At 32.0% G+C, this 18811-nt stretch carries 20 protein-coding genes; 12 read left to right on the top strand and 8 right to left on the bottom strand.

Annotated features, from left to right (window positions below; translation table 11 throughout):
* Positions 1-23: 23 nt before the first annotated feature.
* The gene (locus tag Q0912_RS06100) at positions 24-1229 is read left to right on the top strand and encodes an MFS transporter (RefSeq protein WP_299113057.1); all 1206 of its coding nucleotides are present in this window, start codon (positions 24-26) and stop codon (positions 1227-1229) included.
* Positions 1226-1603, top strand: a complete 378-nt coding sequence (locus Q0912_RS06105) for a VOC family protein (RefSeq protein WP_299113060.1) — start codon at positions 1226-1228, stop codon at positions 1601-1603. The genes Q0912_RS06100 and Q0912_RS06105 overlap by 4 nt, the downstream gene beginning before the upstream one ends.
* A gap of 91 nt (positions 1604-1694) precedes the next feature.
* Here the strand turns inward: Q0912_RS06105 and Q0912_RS06110 are convergent, their stop codons facing one another.
* Entirely contained in the window at positions 1695-1880 is a 186-nt protein-coding gene (locus Q0912_RS06110; RefSeq protein WP_299113062.1) for a hypothetical protein, read from the bottom strand.
* A gap of 250 nt (positions 1881-2130) precedes the next feature.
* On the opposite strand from Q0912_RS06110, the gene Q0912_RS06115 reads away from it, so the two are divergent.
* From Q0912_RS06115 to Q0912_RS06135, 5 genes are read left to right on the top strand one after another with little or no spacing between them, the layout of a single operon-like run.
* Entirely contained in the window at positions 2131-2799 is a 669-nt protein-coding gene (locus Q0912_RS06115; protein ID WP_299113064.1) for a hypothetical protein, read from the top strand.
* Positions 2799-3446, top strand: a complete 648-nt coding sequence (locus Q0912_RS06120; protein ID WP_299113066.1) for a hypothetical protein — start codon at positions 2799-2801, stop codon at positions 3444-3446. Before Q0912_RS06115 ends, Q0912_RS06120 begins: the two co-directional genes overlap by 1 nt.
* 32 nt (positions 3447-3478) lie before the next feature.
* A complete protein-coding gene (locus tag Q0912_RS06125; protein ID WP_299113068.1) occupies positions 3479-4201 on the top strand; it encodes an ATP-binding protein in 723 nt (240 codons plus the stop codon).
* Positions 4202-4846, top strand: a complete 645-nt coding sequence (locus Q0912_RS06130; protein ID WP_299113070.1) for a response regulator transcription factor — start codon at positions 4202-4204, stop codon at positions 4844-4846.
* 20 nt (positions 4847-4866) lie between these two features.
* On the top strand, positions 4867-5646 hold the full coding sequence (locus Q0912_RS06135) for a DJ-1/PfpI family protein (protein WP_299113072.1): 780 nt from the start codon (positions 4867-4869) through the stop codon (positions 5644-5646).
* 1 nt (position 5647) lies between these two features.
* Here the strand turns inward: Q0912_RS06135 and Q0912_RS06140 are convergent, their stop codons facing one another.
* Positions 5648-6091: an Lrp/AsnC family transcriptional regulator gene (locus Q0912_RS06140; protein WP_299113074.1), complete on the bottom strand. Its 444-nt coding sequence runs from the start codon at positions 6089-6091 to the stop codon at positions 5648-5650.
* Positions 6092-6206: 115 nt separating this feature from the next.
* On the opposite strand from Q0912_RS06140, the gene Q0912_RS06145 reads away from it, so the two are divergent.
* Positions 6207-6602, top strand: a complete 396-nt coding sequence (locus Q0912_RS06145) for a hypothetical protein (protein ID WP_299113076.1) — start codon at positions 6207-6209, stop codon at positions 6600-6602.
* Here Q0912_RS06145 and Q0912_RS06150 read toward each other — a convergent pair.
* Both Q0912_RS06150 and Q0912_RS06155 read right to left on the bottom strand, forming a co-directional pair.
* Positions 6599-7138: a sigma-70 family RNA polymerase sigma factor gene (locus Q0912_RS06150; RefSeq protein ID WP_299113078.1), complete on the bottom strand. Its 540-nt coding sequence runs from the start codon at positions 7136-7138 to the stop codon at positions 6599-6601. The two genes, Q0912_RS06145 and Q0912_RS06150, sit on opposite strands and share 4 nt — an antisense overlap.
* 236 nt (positions 7139-7374) lie before the next feature.
* Positions 7375-10812: a methylmalonyl-CoA mutase family protein gene (locus tag Q0912_RS06155; protein WP_299113080.1), complete on the bottom strand. Its 3438-nt coding sequence runs from the start codon at positions 10810-10812 to the stop codon at positions 7375-7377.
* Between the two features lie 145 nt (positions 10813-10957).
* Here Q0912_RS06155 and purU point away from each other — a divergent pair, with 145 nt between their 5' ends.
* A complete protein-coding gene (gene purU, locus Q0912_RS06160) occupies positions 10958-11812 on the top strand; it encodes a formyltetrahydrofolate deformylase (RefSeq protein ID WP_299113082.1) in 855 nt (284 codons plus the stop codon).
* Positions 11813-11962: 150 nt separating this feature from the next.
* Positions 11963-13063, top strand: a complete 1101-nt coding sequence (locus Q0912_RS06165; protein ID WP_299113084.1) for an OmpA family protein — start codon at positions 11963-11965, stop codon at positions 13061-13063.
* Positions 13064-13093: 30 nt separating this feature from the next.
* Here the strand turns inward: Q0912_RS06165 and Q0912_RS06170 are convergent, their stop codons facing one another.
* Positions 13094-14227: a TlpA disulfide reductase family protein gene (locus Q0912_RS06170; protein WP_299113086.1), complete on the bottom strand. Its 1134-nt coding sequence runs from the start codon at positions 14225-14227 to the stop codon at positions 13094-13096.
* 157 nt (positions 14228-14384) lie between these two features.
* Here Q0912_RS06170 and Q0912_RS06175 point away from each other — a divergent pair, with 157 nt between their 5' ends.
* Positions 14385-15089, top strand: a complete 705-nt coding sequence (locus Q0912_RS06175) for a DUF4197 domain-containing protein (RefSeq protein ID WP_299113088.1) — start codon at positions 14385-14387, stop codon at positions 15087-15089.
* A 79-nt stretch (positions 15090-15168) separates the two neighbouring features.
* The gene (locus Q0912_RS06180) at positions 15169-15366 is read left to right on the top strand and encodes a Lacal_2735 family protein (protein ID WP_299113090.1); all 198 of its coding nucleotides are present in this window, start codon (positions 15169-15171) and stop codon (positions 15364-15366) included.
* A 310-nt stretch (positions 15367-15676) separates the two neighbouring features.
* On the opposite strand, the gene Q0912_RS06185 is transcribed toward Q0912_RS06180, so the two are convergent.
* From Q0912_RS06185 to prfA, 3 genes are read right to left on the bottom strand one after another with little or no spacing between them, the layout of a single operon-like run.
* Positions 15677-16465, bottom strand: coding sequence for a helical backbone metal receptor (locus tag Q0912_RS06185; RefSeq protein WP_299113092.1), 789 nt, complete (start codon positions 16463-16465; stop codon positions 15677-15679).
* 33 nt (positions 16466-16498) lie between these two features.
* A complete protein-coding gene (pyrF, locus tag Q0912_RS06190) occupies positions 16499-17314 on the bottom strand; it encodes an orotidine-5'-phosphate decarboxylase (protein ID WP_299113094.1) in 816 nt (271 codons plus the stop codon).
* Between the two features lie 33 nt (positions 17315-17347).
* Positions 17348-18424, bottom strand: a complete 1077-nt coding sequence (prfA, locus tag Q0912_RS06195; protein WP_299113096.1) for a peptide chain release factor 1 — start codon at positions 18422-18424, stop codon at positions 17348-17350.
* Positions 18425-18811 lie beyond the last annotated feature (387 nt).

The following is an 18811-nucleotide window of genomic DNA, read 5'->3' on the forward strand; positions in this document are numbered from 1 at the left end:
TTATTTTTATAACAATGACCAACATGAAAACACTATTTAAAAACTATCTCAATACTTTCAATGGGCTTTCTAGAGAAGTTTGGTGGCTCGCGCTGATAACTTTTATAAACAGATCAGGCACAATGGTAATTCCATTCTTGACTCTATATCTAAATGAAGACTTATCATTTTCGTTTCCACAAGTTGGCTGGATAATGAGTTGTTTTGGTCTAGGTTCTGTTGTTGGAACATGGCTAGGTGGAAAACTGACCGATCAAATAGGGTATTATAAAGTAATGGTAAGAAGTTTATTGAGTACAGGCATTGTATTCATTGCGCTTCAATTTTTAACATCATTTACTCAAGTTTGTATTGGTATATTTTTAGTAATGGTAGTTGCTGACACTTTTAGACCAGCTATGTTTGTTGCAATGAGCGTTTACAGTAAACCAGAAAATAAAACACGTTCGGTAACACTTATAAGACTAGCTATTAATTTAGGATTTTCAGCAGGACCAGCTATTGGTGGCCTCATAATATCAAAATTAGATTATGGAGGTCTATTTTGGGTTGATGGTATTACATGTATTCTAGCAACATTGCTTTTAATTAAAGTATTAAACCCTAGAGTAGCTAAGCCTTTAGATGATGAAAAAACTGAAAACCCAAAATCGGCTTATAAAGATGGCCCATATTGGATATTCTTTTTAGCTATGTTTTTATTTGCGGTAATCTTTATGCAGTATTTTTCTACAATGCCTTTGTACTATAGAAATATTCATAAACTCACTGAGTTAGAAATAGGTTTACTTCTGGGCTTAAATGGCTTCTTAATTTTTATACTAGAAATGCCATTAATTCATTGGTTAGATAAAAGAAAATATAATAAAATACTCTTAACTTCGATAGGAATATTACTTACTGTATTAAGCTTTGTGGTTATAAACCTTACATCATGGACTGGTATTTTAATAATGAGTATTTTACTTATGACAGTTGGCGAAATGATAGGTTTTCCCTATTCTAATGCTTTTGCTATGGATCGTTCTAAAAGAGGAAAAAAAGGACAGTATCTTGCCATGTATTTAATGGCATTTTCTCTTGCTAATGTTTTTGGACATAATGGTGGCATTCAACTTATTGATAAAATAGGCTATGACATGACTTGGAATATTATGATTAGCTCGGGTCTATTAGGCGTATTGTTCTTAATCTACCTAAAATATAGATTAAAAAAGGAAATAACATGAATTTAAACCAAATAACGATTCCGTCGTTGGATTTATCAACAGCGACGGAATTCTATAAAAAACTAGGGCTAATTTTAATAGTAGATGCTCTACCACGTTATGTTAGGTTTGAATGTCCCGAAGGAGATAGTACATTTTCTATTCATAAAGTTGAAAAACTACCCATTGGAGATGGTACTACTATTTATTTTGAGGTTAATAACCTATCAAAAACAGTTTCTCAACTTAAAGAAAAAGGTATTATTTTTAAAACTGAAATTACAGAGCAACCTTGGCTTTGGTCTGATGTAAATTTAGAAGACCCAGATGGAAATCATCTCATTATATTTAATGCTGGTGAGAATAGAAAGAATCCGCCTTGGAGGGTTAGTTAGAGTAAAATGGTTTTATTCTAAAGAAACCCAAATGTTAAAGAATTAATAATCCTAAACAGTTGGGTTTATTATATAAACAATAGTTTACTTTCTACTTGATCTCATCTAATTTTCTCTCTAGATACTCAATTAATAGTTTTAGAGCCCAAATAATTAACTTTATTACCCATCTTGGCATAGCAAGTTGTATAATTTCATCTGGCTTATCATTTGGCTTAGTGCCCTTCTCTTCATTAATTACTTCTGTAATCTTTTTTAATAATTCAATATTCTCCATTTTATTTAATTTTAAATGCGCCTACTCTGTTCACTTTTCGGCTTCCGTGTTTTTACCCCACAAATCTCTTAACGCAGGCATTTAAAATCTTGGAGTCATTAACCTAAATGGACATGTTTAATCAACTAAAATCATTTGGGTGGTTTAACCTTAAAGGATTAGGTTTTAACACTTGCTGTAGAATTAGTATATGGTTATTCCTTTGTAAGAGAAATTAAAATGTAATTTTAAATAACTTAAAATCAGAATTATGAAAACAAAATTTTTAACTTTAGTAATATTTGCAGGAGCAGTAACTTTAATGACAAGTAGTTGTTCTTTTTTTGAGGGTAAAGGAAGCATTACAACAGATAACAATTCTATATGTTCAAATTATAAAAACTCAGAAAAAAGTGAACTAGAAGTAGGTCTAGTACATGAAATGACAGAGCTTTATCAAAACCAATCAAGATTAAATAATGATAGTATAATGGCAATAAGATTTGATCTTATAGCTTTAAAAAAATTCATTTATCACATAGAAAATGAGGCAAAAAAACAAAATGTATCTAGCCAAGATCTTGGAGTGAGAATATATTATGCTCGCTATCCGAAAAAAGTTACATGGAGTCCTGGAGCTTCATATGCAAATGATTTATCAGGTTTTTTAGGCAATTCCATTACAGAGCAATACGAAATGGAACATACTTTAGTGATGATTCCAACTCGAAAGATTGGATCAACTCAATATGATTACAATCCTTTTGACACAACAACTTATAATTTGGGTTTGACTACTTCATATAATCAATTATCAGATGGACATAATCCAAGGAAGATATTAGCCTTAATGCCTTCTTCAGAATCAAGGAATCTAAGAAAAAATCATGGTGAAATGTACCCGCCATATTCTATTGGAGGAATGAAATTTAGCCACTAATGATAGAAGAACACCATATTATTCTAAAAAACTGCCTAAGAATAAGCATATTTTCATCCGCATTCATAGGTGTTTTTTATTTTAAAAAACTTAAAAAAAGCTACTGGAAATGGTTTTCTGTTTACCTGATAATCATTTTTATACAAGAAGGTTTTTGGGCATTTAATACTAATATTGACAGAGAATATAGGTTTACCTATTACACACTTTTAGGAATTCCATTACAATATTTATTTTTCTTTTGGCTATATGCTTTCAAATCACTCAAAAAAAAGAAAATTTTCTTAATATCATCTGTATCTTACTTATTCATTTTAATACTTGCAGTTTTATTTAAAAATATACACGAGGCTAACGCCATAGGAATCAATATTGGTACTATTATACTAATTGGGTTAATAATTTTAGAATTTGTAAAACAGGTGAAAACAGATAATATTCTTAAGTTTAAAGTAAATAAGATGTTTTATATTAACATAGGAGTAGTTTTATTTTACATTGGAAATTATCCTTATCATGTATTAGGTCCAGAATTACATAAGAATTACTACGATATTTGGAGTATTTATCGCACTTATTTCTTGACAACTAACTGCATTATGTATCTATTATTTTCAGCTTCATTTATATGGGGAAAGACACATTAATATTAACATTAATTCTATTCAATATTTTCTTTATGGCTTTCATTGGTGGTATTATTATTTTCGTAAGAGAATATCAAAAAAAGAAAAAGCAACATACTGAAGAACTTGAAACAATGAACTTACTTCACAAAAAAGAACTATTAGAGACACAGGTAGAAATACAAACTCAAACAATGAAATATATAGGTAAAGAAATACATGATAATGTTGGGCAAAAACTCACCTTATCTAGTATCTATTTACAACAGATTGTTTTTGAAAATAATTCTCCTCAACTAAATAAAAACATTAACAATGTAAATAATATCATTAATGAATCACTTAGCCAACTAAGATACCTTTCTAAATCTCTAACTTGTGATACAATAGAAGAAAATTCAATGATTAATCTGATTGATTTAGAATGTCAAAAAATAAACCAGTTGAAAAAATATAATATCAACTATGATAGTTCACTAACAGTTAATGTTAATTCTTATCAAACTAAAAGTATATTACTAAGAATTGTGCAAGAATTTATACAAAATAGCCTAAAACATTCTAATTGTAAAAATATCAATATTAACCTTTCAAATACCAGTACAGAATTAGAGCTACAATTAAGTGATGATGGGCAAGGTTTTGATATTAAAAATCTAAAATCAAATGGTATTGGACTTAATAATATCGATAAGAGAATTAAGATACTTAATGGCTCTTCTTCAATATTTAGTAATAAGACAGGTACGTTTTTAACTTTAAAGATTCCTATTTAGATGAAATACAATATATCAATAGTAGACGATCATGTTTTAATTGCAAATGCCCTAAAAGCTATTATATTAAATTTTCAACAGTTTGAAGTTATTCATATAAGTGAAAATGGAATGGATTTTCAAGAAAAATTAAAAACAAAACCCATCTTACCCGATGTCGTATTGTTAGACATAAGCATGCCAATTATGAATGGGTTTGAGACTGCATTATGGATCAAAGAGCATCATCCAAATATTAAAGTAATGGTATTAAGTATGCAAGATGATGAACAAAGTTTAATTAAGATGATTAAAAATGGAGCTAGAGGTTATATGTTAAAAAACACCCACCCAATTGACCTAGAAAAAGGGTTAAATACACTTATAGAGAAAGGTCATTTTTTTCCAGATTGGGCTTCTAGTAAAATACTAACTTCTATCAGTGAAAATACAATAAATGCAGATTTAAAAAATAATTTATCTGAAAGAGAGATAGAATTCTTAACTTATACAACTACTGAAATGACCTATAAAGAGATTTCTGAAAAAATGTTTTGTAGCCCAAGAACAGTAGAAAATTATAGAGATAGCTTATTTGAAAAGTTAGAATTAAAATCGCGAGTTGGGTTAGCTGTATACGCTCTTAAAAATGGATATTCAAAATAATCTTTCCCTAAATTAACAAAATGAAGAACATACTACCAATAGTAATGCTTATAATGTATTATGGCTGTAATAATTTAAAAGAAAACACTAAATTATCAGATGAAATTCAAAATCATACTCCAACAACGTTCAGTACCGAAGTTCTTAATGAGAAACAATTCCCAGAATTAGAACCTAATCGCTATAATGTGGCTTTTTTAATTATGGATGGTGTTTATAATACAGAGCTTACAGCACCTTACGATATTTTTCAGCATACTATTTTTAGAGAGAATATTAAGGCTATGAATGTCTTTACGGTTGCCAATACCGATGCGCCTATTACAACTTTTGAAGGGATGCGACTATTGCCAGATTTTAATTATGTAAAAGATTCATTACCAAAAATTGACATCTTAGTAGTTCCGAGTGCCGAACATCATCTAGATACTGATTTAGAAGATACAACTATGCTCAATTTTGTTAGAAAGGTAGATAAAGAAGCAGAGTTTATCACCTCGCATTGCGATGGTGCTTTTGTCTTAGCCAAAGCTGGTTTACTAGATAATGTGGTATCCACAACCTTCCCAAATGATATAGACAAAATGCGTAAGATGTTTCCTGATTTAGATATTCGAAAAGATGTACTTTTTATACATGATGGCAAGTATATTACCTCAGCTGGTGGAGCAAAATCTTTTGAAGCTGCGTTATATTTAAGCGAACATCTTTACGGAAAAGATATAGCCAAATCTTTAGCCAAAGGTTTAGTCATAGATTGGAATCTGGAAAAAGTACCACATTTGGTAATTGAAAAGTAAGCTATTTCAAAGGTTTAATCTCACTATGTTTTACCACATGAGATAATACAATTTGGGTTTTGGTTTCACCATAACTAATCAACTGATCAATAAAAGATTCTAAATGCTTTTGATTTTTTAAAACGACCTCCATCACTATATTTTCATTACCAGTTATTCTATAGCAATTTACAACCTCATCATAAGTTTTAACCTTTTCTAAAAACGGTTTTAACATTCCCATAAAAGCTCTTAGTGTTATAATAGCTTTCAACTGATAACCTGCTTCAAAAGGAGATACCAACGTAGTGTAACCTTCTATTATTTCTGCATCTTCCATTTTTTTAATACGTTCACTTACAGCTGGAGAGCTTACACCAACACGTCTGCCAATCTCGGCATTAGACATACGTGCGCTCTGCTGTAGACATTTTAGAATCTTCCAATTTAAGCTATCTATACTCATTTAAAGAAATCACGTGTTAATTATATAAATATTAAAGTAAATATACAATTTTACTTTAAATATTAAAGTAAAATATCACACCTACTCCGTAATTTCGTTGTAATTGCTATTGAAAATGAATTATAACCTACCATCACACTTATCAGATTTGCCTGTATACAGAAAGGCAATGGATATTATTATGCTTTCTCGAAGTATATCTAAGTATTTAAATCATGATCTTTCATATTTAAACCATGATGGTTCTGAAGATAATGACATTTATTTCTCAGGAGATATTGTACAGCAGTCTACAAATTTGGCACCAGAAATTATTAATGCAGAGCGCGAACGCTACTCCGAAAAAAAACATCAGCATTTAGAAAGCCTAGAACGTTTAACAAGCAAATTATATAGTAATTGTAGACGGTTAGAACGTTCTAAAAGTAATGGAAAAGATTATTTACCAATTCTAAAAGACGAGCTAAAAAAGTTTAAAAAGCTTCAACGTAGTTGGATGATGACGCTTTAATTACAAATCTTACAATTTTCTTTTTCTTGTATTTCACCTACTAAATAGCCTTTTTTGTTCATTTTATAACCACAACAATCCATAAATCCTTGTGCAATTTGCTTTCGCCCACGTTGAATTTGGGATTTTATGGTTGGCAATGGTAAATGGAGACGTTTTGCAACATCCTTTTGTTTTAGTCCCATAATATCAGACAGAAATATAGGATCTCTGTACTTTTTAGGAAGGTTAACTAATATACCCCTCAAACAATCTTTTTCGGTATGTGTTGTCGATTGTGCATCCATTTCATCCTTAAAATCATTTAACTCAACCACTTTTTTTGAAGTTTTAAAGTAATCTAGAATCGTATATCGAGCTACAGAAAACAACCATGGTTTTAGCTTTGTATCATCATTTAATGTATGAAGTTTGGTATGCACTTTAATAAAAGTATCTTGCAGTATATCATCTGATATTGTTTCATCCTTAACCTTGCTCAAAATGAAACGCCTAATATCTGCTGAATATTTATCCCAAACTGTTTTTGTTGTCATACTTTAATATAAAAAAATCAGCTCAGATTTAAAAGCAATCAAAGCTGATTAATGGTTAACAATTACAATTGCTACACGTGCAATTATCGCATGTACAATCTGTGCATTTTCCGTTATTACATGGTTCGCAATTGCAAGTACATTCATTTATAGTTTTCATAATATCAATTTTAAATTCATCTAATAGACGATGAGATTATGAAAAAGATGCAAGTAAACTTAAAAAAAATTAAGAGCTACATATTCCTTCTATACTGTCCCCCTACTTCGAACAATGCTGAAGTAATCTGTCCAAGAGAACACACTTTACAAACTTCCATTAGAGCTTCAAAAATGTTCTTATTATTAATAGCTTTCAACTGTAAGTCTTTTAATAAATCTGAAGTATCATGAGCTGTATGTAAGTGTTCTAGAGTTTTTATTTGAAACTCTTTTTCTTCTTCCGTGGCTCTAATGACCTCAGCTGGTTGTACTGTTGGTGATCCTTTACTACTTAAGAAGGTATTTACACCAATAATTGGAAACTCACCATTATGTTTCAAGGTTTCGTAATACAAACTCTCTTCCTGAATTTTAGAACGTTGATACATAGTTTCCATTGCACCAAGTACCCCTCCTCGCTCAGTAATTCTATCAAACTCTGTTAAAACCGCTTCTTCAACTAAATCTGTTAGTTCTTCGATTATAAATGAGCCTTGTATTGGGTTTTCATTCTTAGCTAAGCCTAATTCTTTATTAATAATCAACTGAATTGCCATAGCACGGCGAACCGACTCTTCGGTTGGTGTGGTAATGGCTTCGTCATAAGCATTGGTATGCAATGAATTACAATTATCGTAAATTGCATAAAGCGCCTGAAGTGTCGTTCTTATATCATTAAAATCTATTTCCTGAGCATGTAAACTACGTCCAGAGGTTTGTATATGATATTTCAACATCTGTGCTCTTGGGTTTGCTCCATACTTATGCTTTAAAGCTTTTGCCCAAATTTTACGTGCTACACGGCCAATAACCGCATATTCCGGATCAATACCATTTGAGAAGAAAAACGATAAATTTGGTCCAAACTTATTAATATCCATACCTCTACTTAAGTAATACTCTACATAAGTAAAGCCATTAGCTAAAGTAAAAGCCAATTGTGAAATTGGATTGGCACCAGCTTCTGCAATATGATAACCCGAAATAGATACTGAATAAAAGTTTCGAACTCCATTTTCAATAAAATACTCTTGTACATCACCCATTAATCGCAATGCAAACTCTGTTGAAAAAATACAGGTATTTTGCGCCTGATCTTCTTTTAAGATATCAGCTTGTACGGTTCCTCTTACCTGAGCGATCGTTTTTGCTTTTATGTTTTCATAAACATCCTTTGGTAAAACCTGGTCACCAGTAACACCTAAAAGCATTAGTCCTAAACCATCATTCCCTTCAGGAATATCGCCATTATAACTTGGTCTAGTTTTACCTTTATAAAGAGCAACTATTTTCTTTTCAACTTCCTTTTCAAGACCATTTTCTTTGATGTAAATCTCACATTGTTGATCGATAGCTGCATTCATAAAGAAACCTAATAACATTGGTGCAGGTCCATTAATGGTCATACTCACAGATGTCATAGCATCAGCTAAATTAAAGCCAGAATACAATTTCTTTGCATCATCTAAGCAACAAATACTTACACCTGCATTACCAATTTTCCCATAAATATCTGGTCTGTAGTCCGGATCATTTCCATAAAGCGTTACTGAATCAAAAGCTGTGGATAAACGTTTAGCTGGCATACCTAAACTCACGTAATGAAAACGCCTATTGGTACGCTCAGGTCCACCTTCACCAGCAAACATACGTGTAGGATCTTCACCAGTTCTTTTAAAAGGATACAATCCTGAAGCATAAGGAAATTCACCTGGTACATTTTCTTGTAAACACCACCTCAAGATATCTCCCCAAGCTTCATATTTTGGTAACGCTACCTTTGGAATATCTGAATGCGAAAGTGACTTCGTATGTGTTTCAATCTTAATCTCTTTATCTCTTACTTTAAAGGAATATATCGGCGCTTTATAACGATTCACTTTATCATCCCATCCTGTAATAATTTCCCAGTTATAAGGATCTAGATTTAGTTTAACACGATCGAATTCAGCAATAAGCAGTTTTATAAAATCTTTTTTGTCATCCTGAACTTGCTTCAGAATCTCATCTGAATTTAATCCATGCTTATCTAGATGAGATTGCTTCGCTTCACTCGCAATGACATCCAGCACTGATTCTATAGTTTTATATATTCCATAAAGCTTTTGAGCAACATCTACCTGAGCATCAGCAGTCTTATCGTAAGCTCTGTTATTCTCGGCTATTTCTGATAGGTAGCGTGTACGTGATGGTGGAATGACAAAAATCTTTTCACTCATTTCTTTAGAAATCTCAAAAGTAGATTTTAAATCTGCTTCTGTCTTCTCAACCACTTTATCCATAATAGCTTTATAGAGCGTGTTCATTCCTGGGTCATTAAACTGAGAAGCTATAGTACCAAAAACTGGCATAGTATCTGGATCCGCGTGCCATAAATTATGGTTACGCATGTATTGTTTTTTCACATCACGTAGCGCATCTAAAGCACCTCTTTTATCAAATTTATTAATAGCCACTAAGTCAGCAAAATCCAGCATATCAATTTTCTCGAGTTGAGTCGCAGCACCAAATTCTGGTGTCATCACATAAAGCGATACATCACTATGCTCAAGAATTTCGGTATCTGATTGGCCAATACCAGATGTTTCAAGTATAATTAAATCATATTCAGCTGCCTTTAAAACCTCAACAGCTTCATTAACATATTTAGATAATGCCAAGTTAGATTGACGTGTCGCCAAACTACGCATATATACTCTAGGTGAGTTAATGGCATTCATACGAATTCTATCTCCTAATAAAGCACCACCAGTTTTACGTTTAGATGGGTCAACTGAAACTAAGCCTACGGTTTTCTCTGGAAAATCAATTAGAAAACGTCTTACTAATTCATCGACTAATGAAGATTTACCTGCACCACCTGTTCCTGTAATTCCCAAAACCGGTGTTTTAGAATTCTTATTTTTAGTATGAATGGTTTCTAGAGCCTCTTTTGCGACATCTGGAAAATTTTCAGCGGCAGATATTACTCTAGCTATAGATTTAGGATTCTTTTCTTGAAGAATATTCACTTCTCCGTTAAGTTGATCTCCAATGGCATAATCAGACTGCATTACTAAATCGTTAATCATACCTTGAAGTCCCATTTCTCTTCCATCATCTGGAGAATAGATTCTGGTAATACCATAATCCATTAAGTCCTTAATTTCTTGAGGAAGAATAACTCCGCCTCCACCTCCGAAGATTTTTATATGACCAGCACCTTTTTCATTTAGTAAGTCATACATATATTTAAAATACTCATTATGACCACCTTGATATGAGGTCATCGCAATAGCATTAGCATCCTCTTGAATAGCTGTATTTACGACTTCCTCTACACTTCTATCATGCCCTAAATGAATAACTTCTACTCCTGTAGATTGTATTATTCGACGCATTATATTGATGGCTGCATCATGCCCATCAAACAGTGATGCTGCAGTTACAATTCGTACTTTATGTTTTGGTTTATATGGCGCAACTTGTTCCATTCGTAAAAATCTTGCTTAATTGAGAGACAAATTTACGGAATATTCAAAAAAATACGGCTATAATCGTCAATTATCTAAAATTTATAAAACGTTAAAATAGCATCATATTTTAATTTATTTTGGTAATTCATTTAAACTCATTTTTATGAATAAGATTACATTATTGATTCATTGTACAGACCAACCAAATATTATTGCCTCAGTAACCAATTTTATGGCTAATAATGATGGTAATATCGTATATATAGACCAACATGTAGATCGCGAACAAAATATCTTTTTTATGCGCTTAGAATGTGAGTTTAACTCTAATTCTTTTTCAATTGAAAATTTTAAAGATTCATTTAATACTGCTTTGGCTGATAAATTTCAACTAAAATGGAGAATGTATGCTGCAGAAAAGAAACCAAGAATGGCATTATTTGTCTCTAAATATGATCACTGCCTTTATGATATATTGGGTAGATATAATTCGGGAGAACTGTTTCTGGAAATCCCTTTTATATTGAGTAATCATAATGATTTAAAACCTATAGCCAATAGTTTCAACATACCTTTTTACCATGTACCAGTTTCAAAAACTACTAAGCATGAAGCTGAATTAAAACAATTAGAGTTATTAGAATCTTATACTATAGATTTTATTGTTCTGGCAAGATATATGCAAATAGTTTCTGGTCTTCTTATTGATAAATATCCAAATAAGATTATCAATATTCATCATTCTTTTTTACCAGCTTTTGTTGGTGCTAAGCCTTATCATTCAGCCTATAAAAGAGGTGTGAAAATTATAGGAGCAACGAGTCATTACATCACAGAAGAATTAGATGCGGGTCCAATTATAGAACAAGATGTATCTCATGTATCCCATTCTTATTCTATTAAAGACTTAATTGCCAAAGGGCGTGATTTAGAGAAAATTGTTCTCTCTAATGCCATAAAACTTCATGCCAATAGAAAAGTTATGGTGTTCAACAATAAAACTGTAATTTTTTCTTAGGTAAGTAAAGATATTCTATTACTTACTTTCTGATTGAATTATACTTATTGATTAATGTTGAAGTGACTTTTTTCAATCTTTTGTTTCTTACAAAATAGACACAAGGTTATTTCTTGTGATACTATAACCATTAACTATTTATTATTTTTTATGAAACAAAAACTATTATTATTAGTCTGCTTTGTTGCTGGGATAGGATTCTCTCAAGCACAAGGCCTGCCAACAAATCCTGAACCAGGAAAGTGTTATGTAAAATGTATTACAAAAGATGAGTTTAAAGATGTAGAAGAAACTATTCAGACTTATCCTGCGTATACCACTTTAAAAATAATTCCTGCAACATATAGAACTGTTGAAGAACGTGTATTAGTAAAGGAAGCCTCTAAAAAGTTTGTGTACGTACCTGCAACATATGAAACTGTTGAAGTACCTTATGTTAAGCAAGAAGGACGTACTGATCTTAAAGCAGTACCTGCAACTTTTGGTAGTGATTCTAGAACTTTTGAAGTCTATCCTAAAACATCTGGATGGGAATACAAAGTATTAGAAGATTGCCCATCTGTAAACAAAGAAGATTGTGTTGCTGCATGTTTTGTTGAGTACCCTGCGCAATCTAGAGATGTACAGTTTACTACACTAGCTTCTGATGCAAGTACAAACTCTATACCTGTACCTGAGCAAAATGCAAAATATAAAAAACGTGTCATTAAGACTCCTGCCAGAATGGACGAAATTGAAATTCCTGCAGAGTACAAAACCATTAAAAGAAGAGTAGTTGATACTCCTGCTTCAACAACAACTAACACCATACCAGCACAATACCAAACAGTAACAAGAACTGTTTTAGACAAAAAAGGTGGTATTACAACCTGGGAGGAAGTTGATTGTGAATTATTAGATCCAAATGTATTACCAGTATTCTACGAATTAGGTAGCGCAAGATTAACTCCTGCATCTAAGAAAACCATTGACGATACTTTATTACCAATATTAACTGGCAGCAATGTGAGTATTGAAATTATGTCTCATACCGACTCTAGAGGTAATGATGATTTTAACCAATCATTGTCGCAACAAAGAGCCAATTCTGTTGTTAATTATTTAGTATCTAAAGGAGTTTCGAGAAGCAGGTTAACTGCGAGAGGCTTTGGTGAAACCAGATTAACAAACAGATGTTCTAATGGAGTTGAATGTTCTGAAGCACAACATCAAAGAAATAGACGTACTGAGTTTAGAGTTATCAATAACTAAGAAATATCATTTAAGATAAAAAAAGCTCCTTTAAGGAGCTTTTTTTTGTATGTGATACACAGGATAAGTGACAACTTTCTTTTCGGCTATAACCCCATAATTATCTTCGAGATCTAACTGCATGAGTTGAAAGAATTTATAATGAAAATCCCAATCGTGAAGCGTAAGGGTAATCTCAGAGTTATCTGGAATGATTACTGGCATATCTAAAACATAAGCTAATTGGTACGAAATATCTTTTAAAGACACATTATCTCCTTTTATCTGTGAATCTCCAATCAAATATTTAGCATTACCTTTTCCCCAATCGATTTGATTTATATCCCAAAATTTCGGTTCTCTTATTGTAAAACTTATACCCTCTCCTTTGTCAGACTTTCGTTCTACACCTAAATTCATTTCAGAAATCAGCTTATAGGCTAAATTTTCATTAGTATTAAATGGTTTTTTAAAATAAATCTCAAAATTAGTATCCAAGTCTTGTTCTAAAATAATTTGATTTTTATAGATTTTAGCTAAATAGCCAATAATAGATTTTAGAGACCCAGATAATTTTAAATACTTATCATTATCCACTATAGATAACTCACTATAGTTATCATTTAAAGGTTTTATTTCTAAAGCTTCTGTTGGCACATATTCAATATTTAACTCTTCTGTTATATCTATAACTTTGAAAAACGATCTTAATGATGTTTTTGCCTTTTCCTGCTTCAAAAATTTAGTTATTATGCCTGTCTTTAAATCTGGAGCACCACCTTGCCATAGGATTTTTCCTTTAGCATTAAATAACACCCCATCTGGTAGTGCCTTAACATTATAGGCTTTAAATGTTTCTTTATTATAATCTATTGCTACTGCCAAATCATTGGGTTTTTTCTTTAAAAATTTTTCAACTATTAAAGGGTTCTCACTAGACAATGACACGACATAAAAATCGTTGGGAAATTGCTTCTGCAAAACACCCAGATGCTCTTTCGCAGTGATACAAGGGCCACACCAAGTAGCCCAAAAATCTACAAAGAATAATTTGTTACTGTCCGCTGAAGCAATCTTAGATTCCTGAATAAACTCAGAAACATTAACCTGACTATAAGAATAACTTGTAGATATTACACAGATTATTGCTGCTGAGAGAAACTTTTTGAAAAAACAATTCATCATGAATTATGTAATTTTCTAATAGATAAACAAATACTGTGCTAAAAATAACAATTTGAAAATTTATAAATACGTTTACAAATAATAGTATAAACAATTATCAGTTAATAATTATAACCTACTTCAATCAGTATTATTATATCTTTGAAAAAAAATTACCATGAAACGACTATTTTTATTTTTTCTATCTTTTTCAATATTAACATCATGTGCTGAACTACAGCAAGTTGTAGAATCACTTCCTCAAGGCGGAGGGCTTAGCAATGCAGATATGGCTGCAGGTTTAAGACAAGCACTAGATTTAGGCATAGACAAGCAGGTAACTAAACTTACCAAAAAAGATGGCTTTTATAAGAACGAACTCGTTAAGATCTTACTGCCAAAAGATTTACAAAAAGTAGATAATGCTTTACGAAAAATTGGTTTGAGCAGTTTAGCCGATAGTGGTATAAAAGCCCTAAATAGAGCTGCAGAAGATGCTGTTAAGGAGGCAACTCCAATTTTTATCAACGCTGTTAAGGATATTACATTTAATGATGCTAAGAATATTCTTTTGGGTGAAGATGATGCTGCTACTAGTTATTTAACGACTAAGACCCAAACAGAATTGTATAACAAGTTTAAACCTGTAATCGATGATTCGTTTGGCAAAGTTGGTGCAGACCAAATCTGGAATAACCTTATTACTAAATACAACAGCCTTCCGCTCACAAACAATGTAAATCCAGACTTAACTGATTATGTGACTACTGAGGCTCTAAAAGGTGTTTATACCATGATTGGTATTGAAGAAAAGGAAATTAGAAATAAAGTATCTTCCCGAACTACAGATTTATTGAAAAAAGTATTTGCTTTACAGGACTAAATTCCTGTTTTTTAAATGATAAGAGAGTTTGTATTGATTTATTTAGTAATTTAATGTCGTAATTACTAAACCAAATGCAATGGCTCACTTAGACCGATTGCTCCAAAAAAAGACAAAACTTAAAAAGGAATATAGGCGGCTAATAGAGGATGCCTATAATTTTAGACAAACCGACCATGCGCTGAGTGACTTTTCAGAGTACAAAGCGACTAAAATTTTGCATAAAATCAATAAGTTGAGATTTATTATCGGAGATACAAAATTACAAGCTAATTAATCGTTTCGTTAGCTTCAAGGTTGTATGGATTTACAACTTCCTAAGCATCTGCAAAAAAGTTAAACTTTTACATGTCTTCTAAATATACCACTGTATTTTGTAAGTAAACATTTCTAAGATTTTTAAGGAAAGATATTTTTCTCAAATTACATTTCTACTCTGAGCTATTAAACTACATTTAATTATATGCTAATATTAAGGTAACATATAAACCACTTAAATATGATTTCTTTGTAATGCAAAAGAAAGTCTTAAAAGTTAAGATCGTTAGTTAGTAGTAAGTCGGTATTTCAGTTAGGTACCGACTTTTTTATACTAAATAATGAAGGGATTGAAAATACGTATAAGACGCTAGTAATCGGCTTCCATACCAAGAAAATAATTCTCCATCTACTATTCTAACAGGCACCTTTGGAAAGTTCGATCTTAATTCTAAAATATGTGCCTCTTTAAAAGGGTATGGCTCACTAGATAAAAAAATAATATCAGCTTCTTGCAATTTTGAATTGTTTAGTTCTATTTCAGGGTAACGTTTTTCTTCTTTAAACACATTAACAAAGCCAGCTTCGTTAATCATATAATCGATAAAGGTATGAGAAGCCGCAACCATCCATGGTGCTTTCCAAATAAAATAAGCCACTTTATATTTATTATTACCCTTTAAGTTATTTTGAAATTGCTCGCGCTGCTTTTTAATCTTAGAAACTATGTGCAACGCTTTGTCTTTGACTTGAAATAATTCACCATACATATTAATAAGCGCATAGCAGTCGTCTATATTATAAATATCGCTGATATGTATAGGAGCAATACTTTCTAACTCTTCAATTATTGATTGTGTATTCTCCTCCTTATTACAAAGAATAATATCGGGTTGGAGAGCTTTAATTTTTTCAACATGAATTTGTTTGGTCCCACCAACAACCGTCTTCTTTTTTCTTAAATGCTTTGGATGAGCACAAAATTTTGTAACACCAACTATTGAAGTTTCTAAACCCAAATCAACTAATAATTCTGTTTGGGATGGTACTAATGAAACGATACGCTTTGCCCTTTCGCTTATTTGAAGTTTACGATTGAGTTGGTCTGTAAATATCATAATAAAGATGCTAAAGCAGGTTGAGCATAACAATTAATGAGATAGTTCCTCTTTCATTTGCAACTGTAATATTTCAGCTTGTTTTGCAGCTGCTTTTGCAAAATCTTTGTCTTGAGAGGCATATATAATTCCTCTTGAAGAATTTATCAATAAGCCTACAGAATTATTCATGCCATATTTGCAAACCTCATGCAAATTTCCACCTTGAGCGCCAACACCAGGAACTAACAAGAAACTATCAGGAATGATTTTACGAATATCAGCCAAAAACTCTGCTTTTGTTGCTCCAACCACATACATCAAATTCTCTGAATTCTCCCAAGTTTTTGAGGTCTCTAATACCTGTTTATATAATTCAACACCATCTGTGGTCTTAGTTTGAAAGTCAAACGCACCTAGATTAGACGTCAACGCCAAAAGAATAGTATGTTTATCTTTAAAAGTCAGAAAAGGTTCTACCGAATCTTTTCCCATATATGGAGCTACAGTAACACTATCGAACCCTAAATCTTCAAAAAATGCTTTAGCATACATGGTACTTGTATTACCAATATCACCACGTTTTGCATCAGCAATGGTATAAATTTCAGGATGATTTTTGTTAAGGTAGTTTATAGTTTTTTCTAAAGCTTGCCAACCTTTAATTCCGTAAGCTTCGTAAAATGCCGTATTTGGCTTGTATGCCACACACAAATGATGTGTGTCATCAATAATAGCTTTATTAAAAGCAAAGATGGGATCTTCCTCTTTCAATAAGTACTTAGGAATCTTATTTAAATCCACATCTAAACCTATACAGAGAAAAGATTGCTTTTTATGGATTTGGTTTATGAGTTGGGTTGTTGTCATAGTATAAAAAAAGCCTCAATGAGAGGCTTCAATTTAAATCACATCATCATTAGCTTTCAACAACTCTGTGTTTTCAGCTAGCATTAATTCGTCTATTATTTTTTGAATATCACCATTAATGATATTTGATAAATCGTAAAGTGTTAAACCAATTCTGTGGTCAGTTACTCGTCCTTGAGGATAGTTATAGGTTCTGATCTTAGCACTTCTATCACCAGAGCTTACCATACTCTTTCGTTTTTCAGAATCCGCAGCTTGCTTCTTAGCCAACTCTAGTTCGTATAAACGAGAACGTAATACTTTTAAAGCCTTTTCTAAGTTCTTATGTGACGATTTTTGGTCCTGACAGCTCACTATCATTCCTGTTGGCTCATGGTGCAACTTAATTGCTGAATAGGTTGTATTCACTGACTGTCCACCAGGACCTGTTGACGTTGTACGCTCAATACGTACTTCAGTCATATCTAACTCTACATCAAACTCTTCGGCTTCAGGTAAAACCATGACTGTAGCAGCACTTGTATGTACGCGGCCTTGGGTTTCGGTTTGAGGTACACGTTGTACACGATGTACACCAGCTTCAAACTTCATAGTACCATAAACATCTTCCCCGGAAACTTCGAAAATAATTTCTTTAAATCCGCCTGATGTACCATCACTTTGACTTACCACATCTACTCTCCAACCTTTATCACTACAATACTTAGAATACATTCTAAATAAATCACCTGCAAAGATACTAGCCTCGTCACCACCAGTACCAGCTCTTACTTCTACAACGACATTCTTAGCATCGTCTGGGTCTTTTGGTATTAACAAAAAGCGTATATCCTCTTCAAGCTTAGGAAGCTGTTCTTTAGCCTCATCGAGCTGCATTTTAGCCATTTCTACCATTTCAGCATCAGAGCCATCAGCAATGATTTCTTCTGCTTCAGAAATGTTATCTAAAAGTTCTTTATATACCAGACCTTTATCAACAATCTGCTTTAGGTCTTTGTATTCTTTATTGAGTTGTATATAACGCTTTTGGTCTGATATAATATCGGGTTGAATGATAAGGTCATTAACCTCATCAAAACGTTGTTTTACAATCTGTATTTTCTCTAACATCGCGCTTCAAAAAATTGAGTTTCAAAAGTACAATTTTTTATGGATTTTTATCAGAAAGTATTTTTGTATCGATTGAGAAAATAATTTTAATTGTTTTTGCGTTGTAAGTTATATGGTAAGGCAGTTCACCTCTATACTCAATTACTATAAACCGCTTGCCTTATGGTCATTTTTAGTGACTATTGCAATTACGTTTATAAATCCAGAATTGATTTTGGCATTATGCACAAAATTGTTCTTGGTATTTTTACTATGGATAATGATTAGTGATAGAAAACTAAGACAGCGTTTAAAATTCTATAAAATTAGAGGTGTCTCTCACTTAAAATTTTTCAGCACCATTTTTATACTAGATAGTTTAATTACCTGTACGTTTTTATTGCTTAT

The sequence above is a fragment of the uncultured Winogradskyella sp. genome (assembly GCF_947498345.1).
In the GTDB taxonomy this organism is placed as follows: domain Bacteria; phylum Bacteroidota; class Bacteroidia; order Flavobacteriales; family Flavobacteriaceae; genus Winogradskyella.

Coding starts and splice junctions, on each gene's coding strand:
- Q0912_RS06170 (WP_299113086.1), bottom strand. CDS start 14,227: ATGATGAATTGTTTTTTCAAAAAGTTTCTCTCAGCAGCAATAATCTGT.
- Q0912_RS06185 (WP_299113092.1), bottom strand. CDS start 16,465: ATGATATTTACAGACCAACTCAATCGTAAACTTCAAATAAGCGAAAGG.
- Q0912_RS06110 (WP_299113062.1), bottom strand. CDS start 1,880: ATGGAGAATATTGAATTATTAAAAAAGATTACAGAAGTAATTAATGAA.
- Q0912_RS06175 (WP_299113088.1), top strand. CDS start 14,385: ATGAAACGACTATTTTTATTTTTTCTATCTTTTTCAATATTAACATCA.
- Q0912_RS06115 (WP_299113064.1), top strand. CDS start 2,131: ATGAAAACAAAATTTTTAACTTTAGTAATATTTGCAGGAGCAGTAACT.
- Q0912_RS06100 (WP_299113057.1), top strand. CDS start 24: ATGAAAACACTATTTAAAAACTATCTCAATACTTTCAATGGGCTTTCT.
- pyrF (WP_299113094.1), bottom strand. CDS start 17,314: ATGACAACAACCCAACTCATAAACCAAATCCATAAAAAGCAATCTTTT.
- Q0912_RS06150 (WP_299113078.1), bottom strand. CDS start 7,138: ATGACAACAAAAACAGTTTGGGATAAATATTCAGCAGATATTAGGCGT.
- Q0912_RS06125 (WP_299113068.1), top strand. CDS start 3,479: ATGGCTTTCATTGGTGGTATTATTATTTTCGTAAGAGAATATCAAAAA.
- Q0912_RS06135 (WP_299113072.1), top strand. CDS start 4,867: ATGAAGAACATACTACCAATAGTAATGCTTATAATGTATTATGGCTGT.
- Q0912_RS06145 (WP_299113076.1), top strand. CDS start 6,207: ATGAATTATAACCTACCATCACACTTATCAGATTTGCCTGTATACAGA.
- Q0912_RS06180 (WP_299113090.1), top strand. CDS start 15,169: ATGGCTCACTTAGACCGATTGCTCCAAAAAAAGACAAAACTTAAAAAG.
- Q0912_RS06140 (WP_299113074.1), bottom strand. CDS start 6,091: ATGAGTATAGATAGCTTAAATTGGAAGATTCTAAAATGTCTACAGCAG.
- Q0912_RS06155 (WP_299113080.1), bottom strand. CDS start 10,812: ATGGAACAAGTTGCGCCATATAAACCAAAACATAAAGTACGAATTGTA.
- Q0912_RS06165 (WP_299113084.1), top strand. CDS start 11,963: ATGAAACAAAAACTATTATTATTAGTCTGCTTTGTTGCTGGGATAGGA.
- prfA (WP_299113096.1), bottom strand. CDS start 18,424: ATGTTAGAGAAAATACAGATTGTAAAACAACGTTTTGATGAGGTTAAT.
- Q0912_RS06130 (WP_299113070.1), top strand. CDS start 4,202: ATGAAATACAATATATCAATAGTAGACGATCATGTTTTAATTGCAAAT.
- Q0912_RS06120 (WP_299113066.1), top strand. CDS start 2,799: ATGATAGAAGAACACCATATTATTCTAAAAAACTGCCTAAGAATAAGC.
- purU (WP_299113082.1), top strand. CDS start 10,958: ATGAATAAGATTACATTATTGATTCATTGTACAGACCAACCAAATATT.
- Q0912_RS06105 (WP_299113060.1), top strand. CDS start 1,226: ATGAATTTAAACCAAATAACGATTCCGTCGTTGGATTTATCAACAGCG.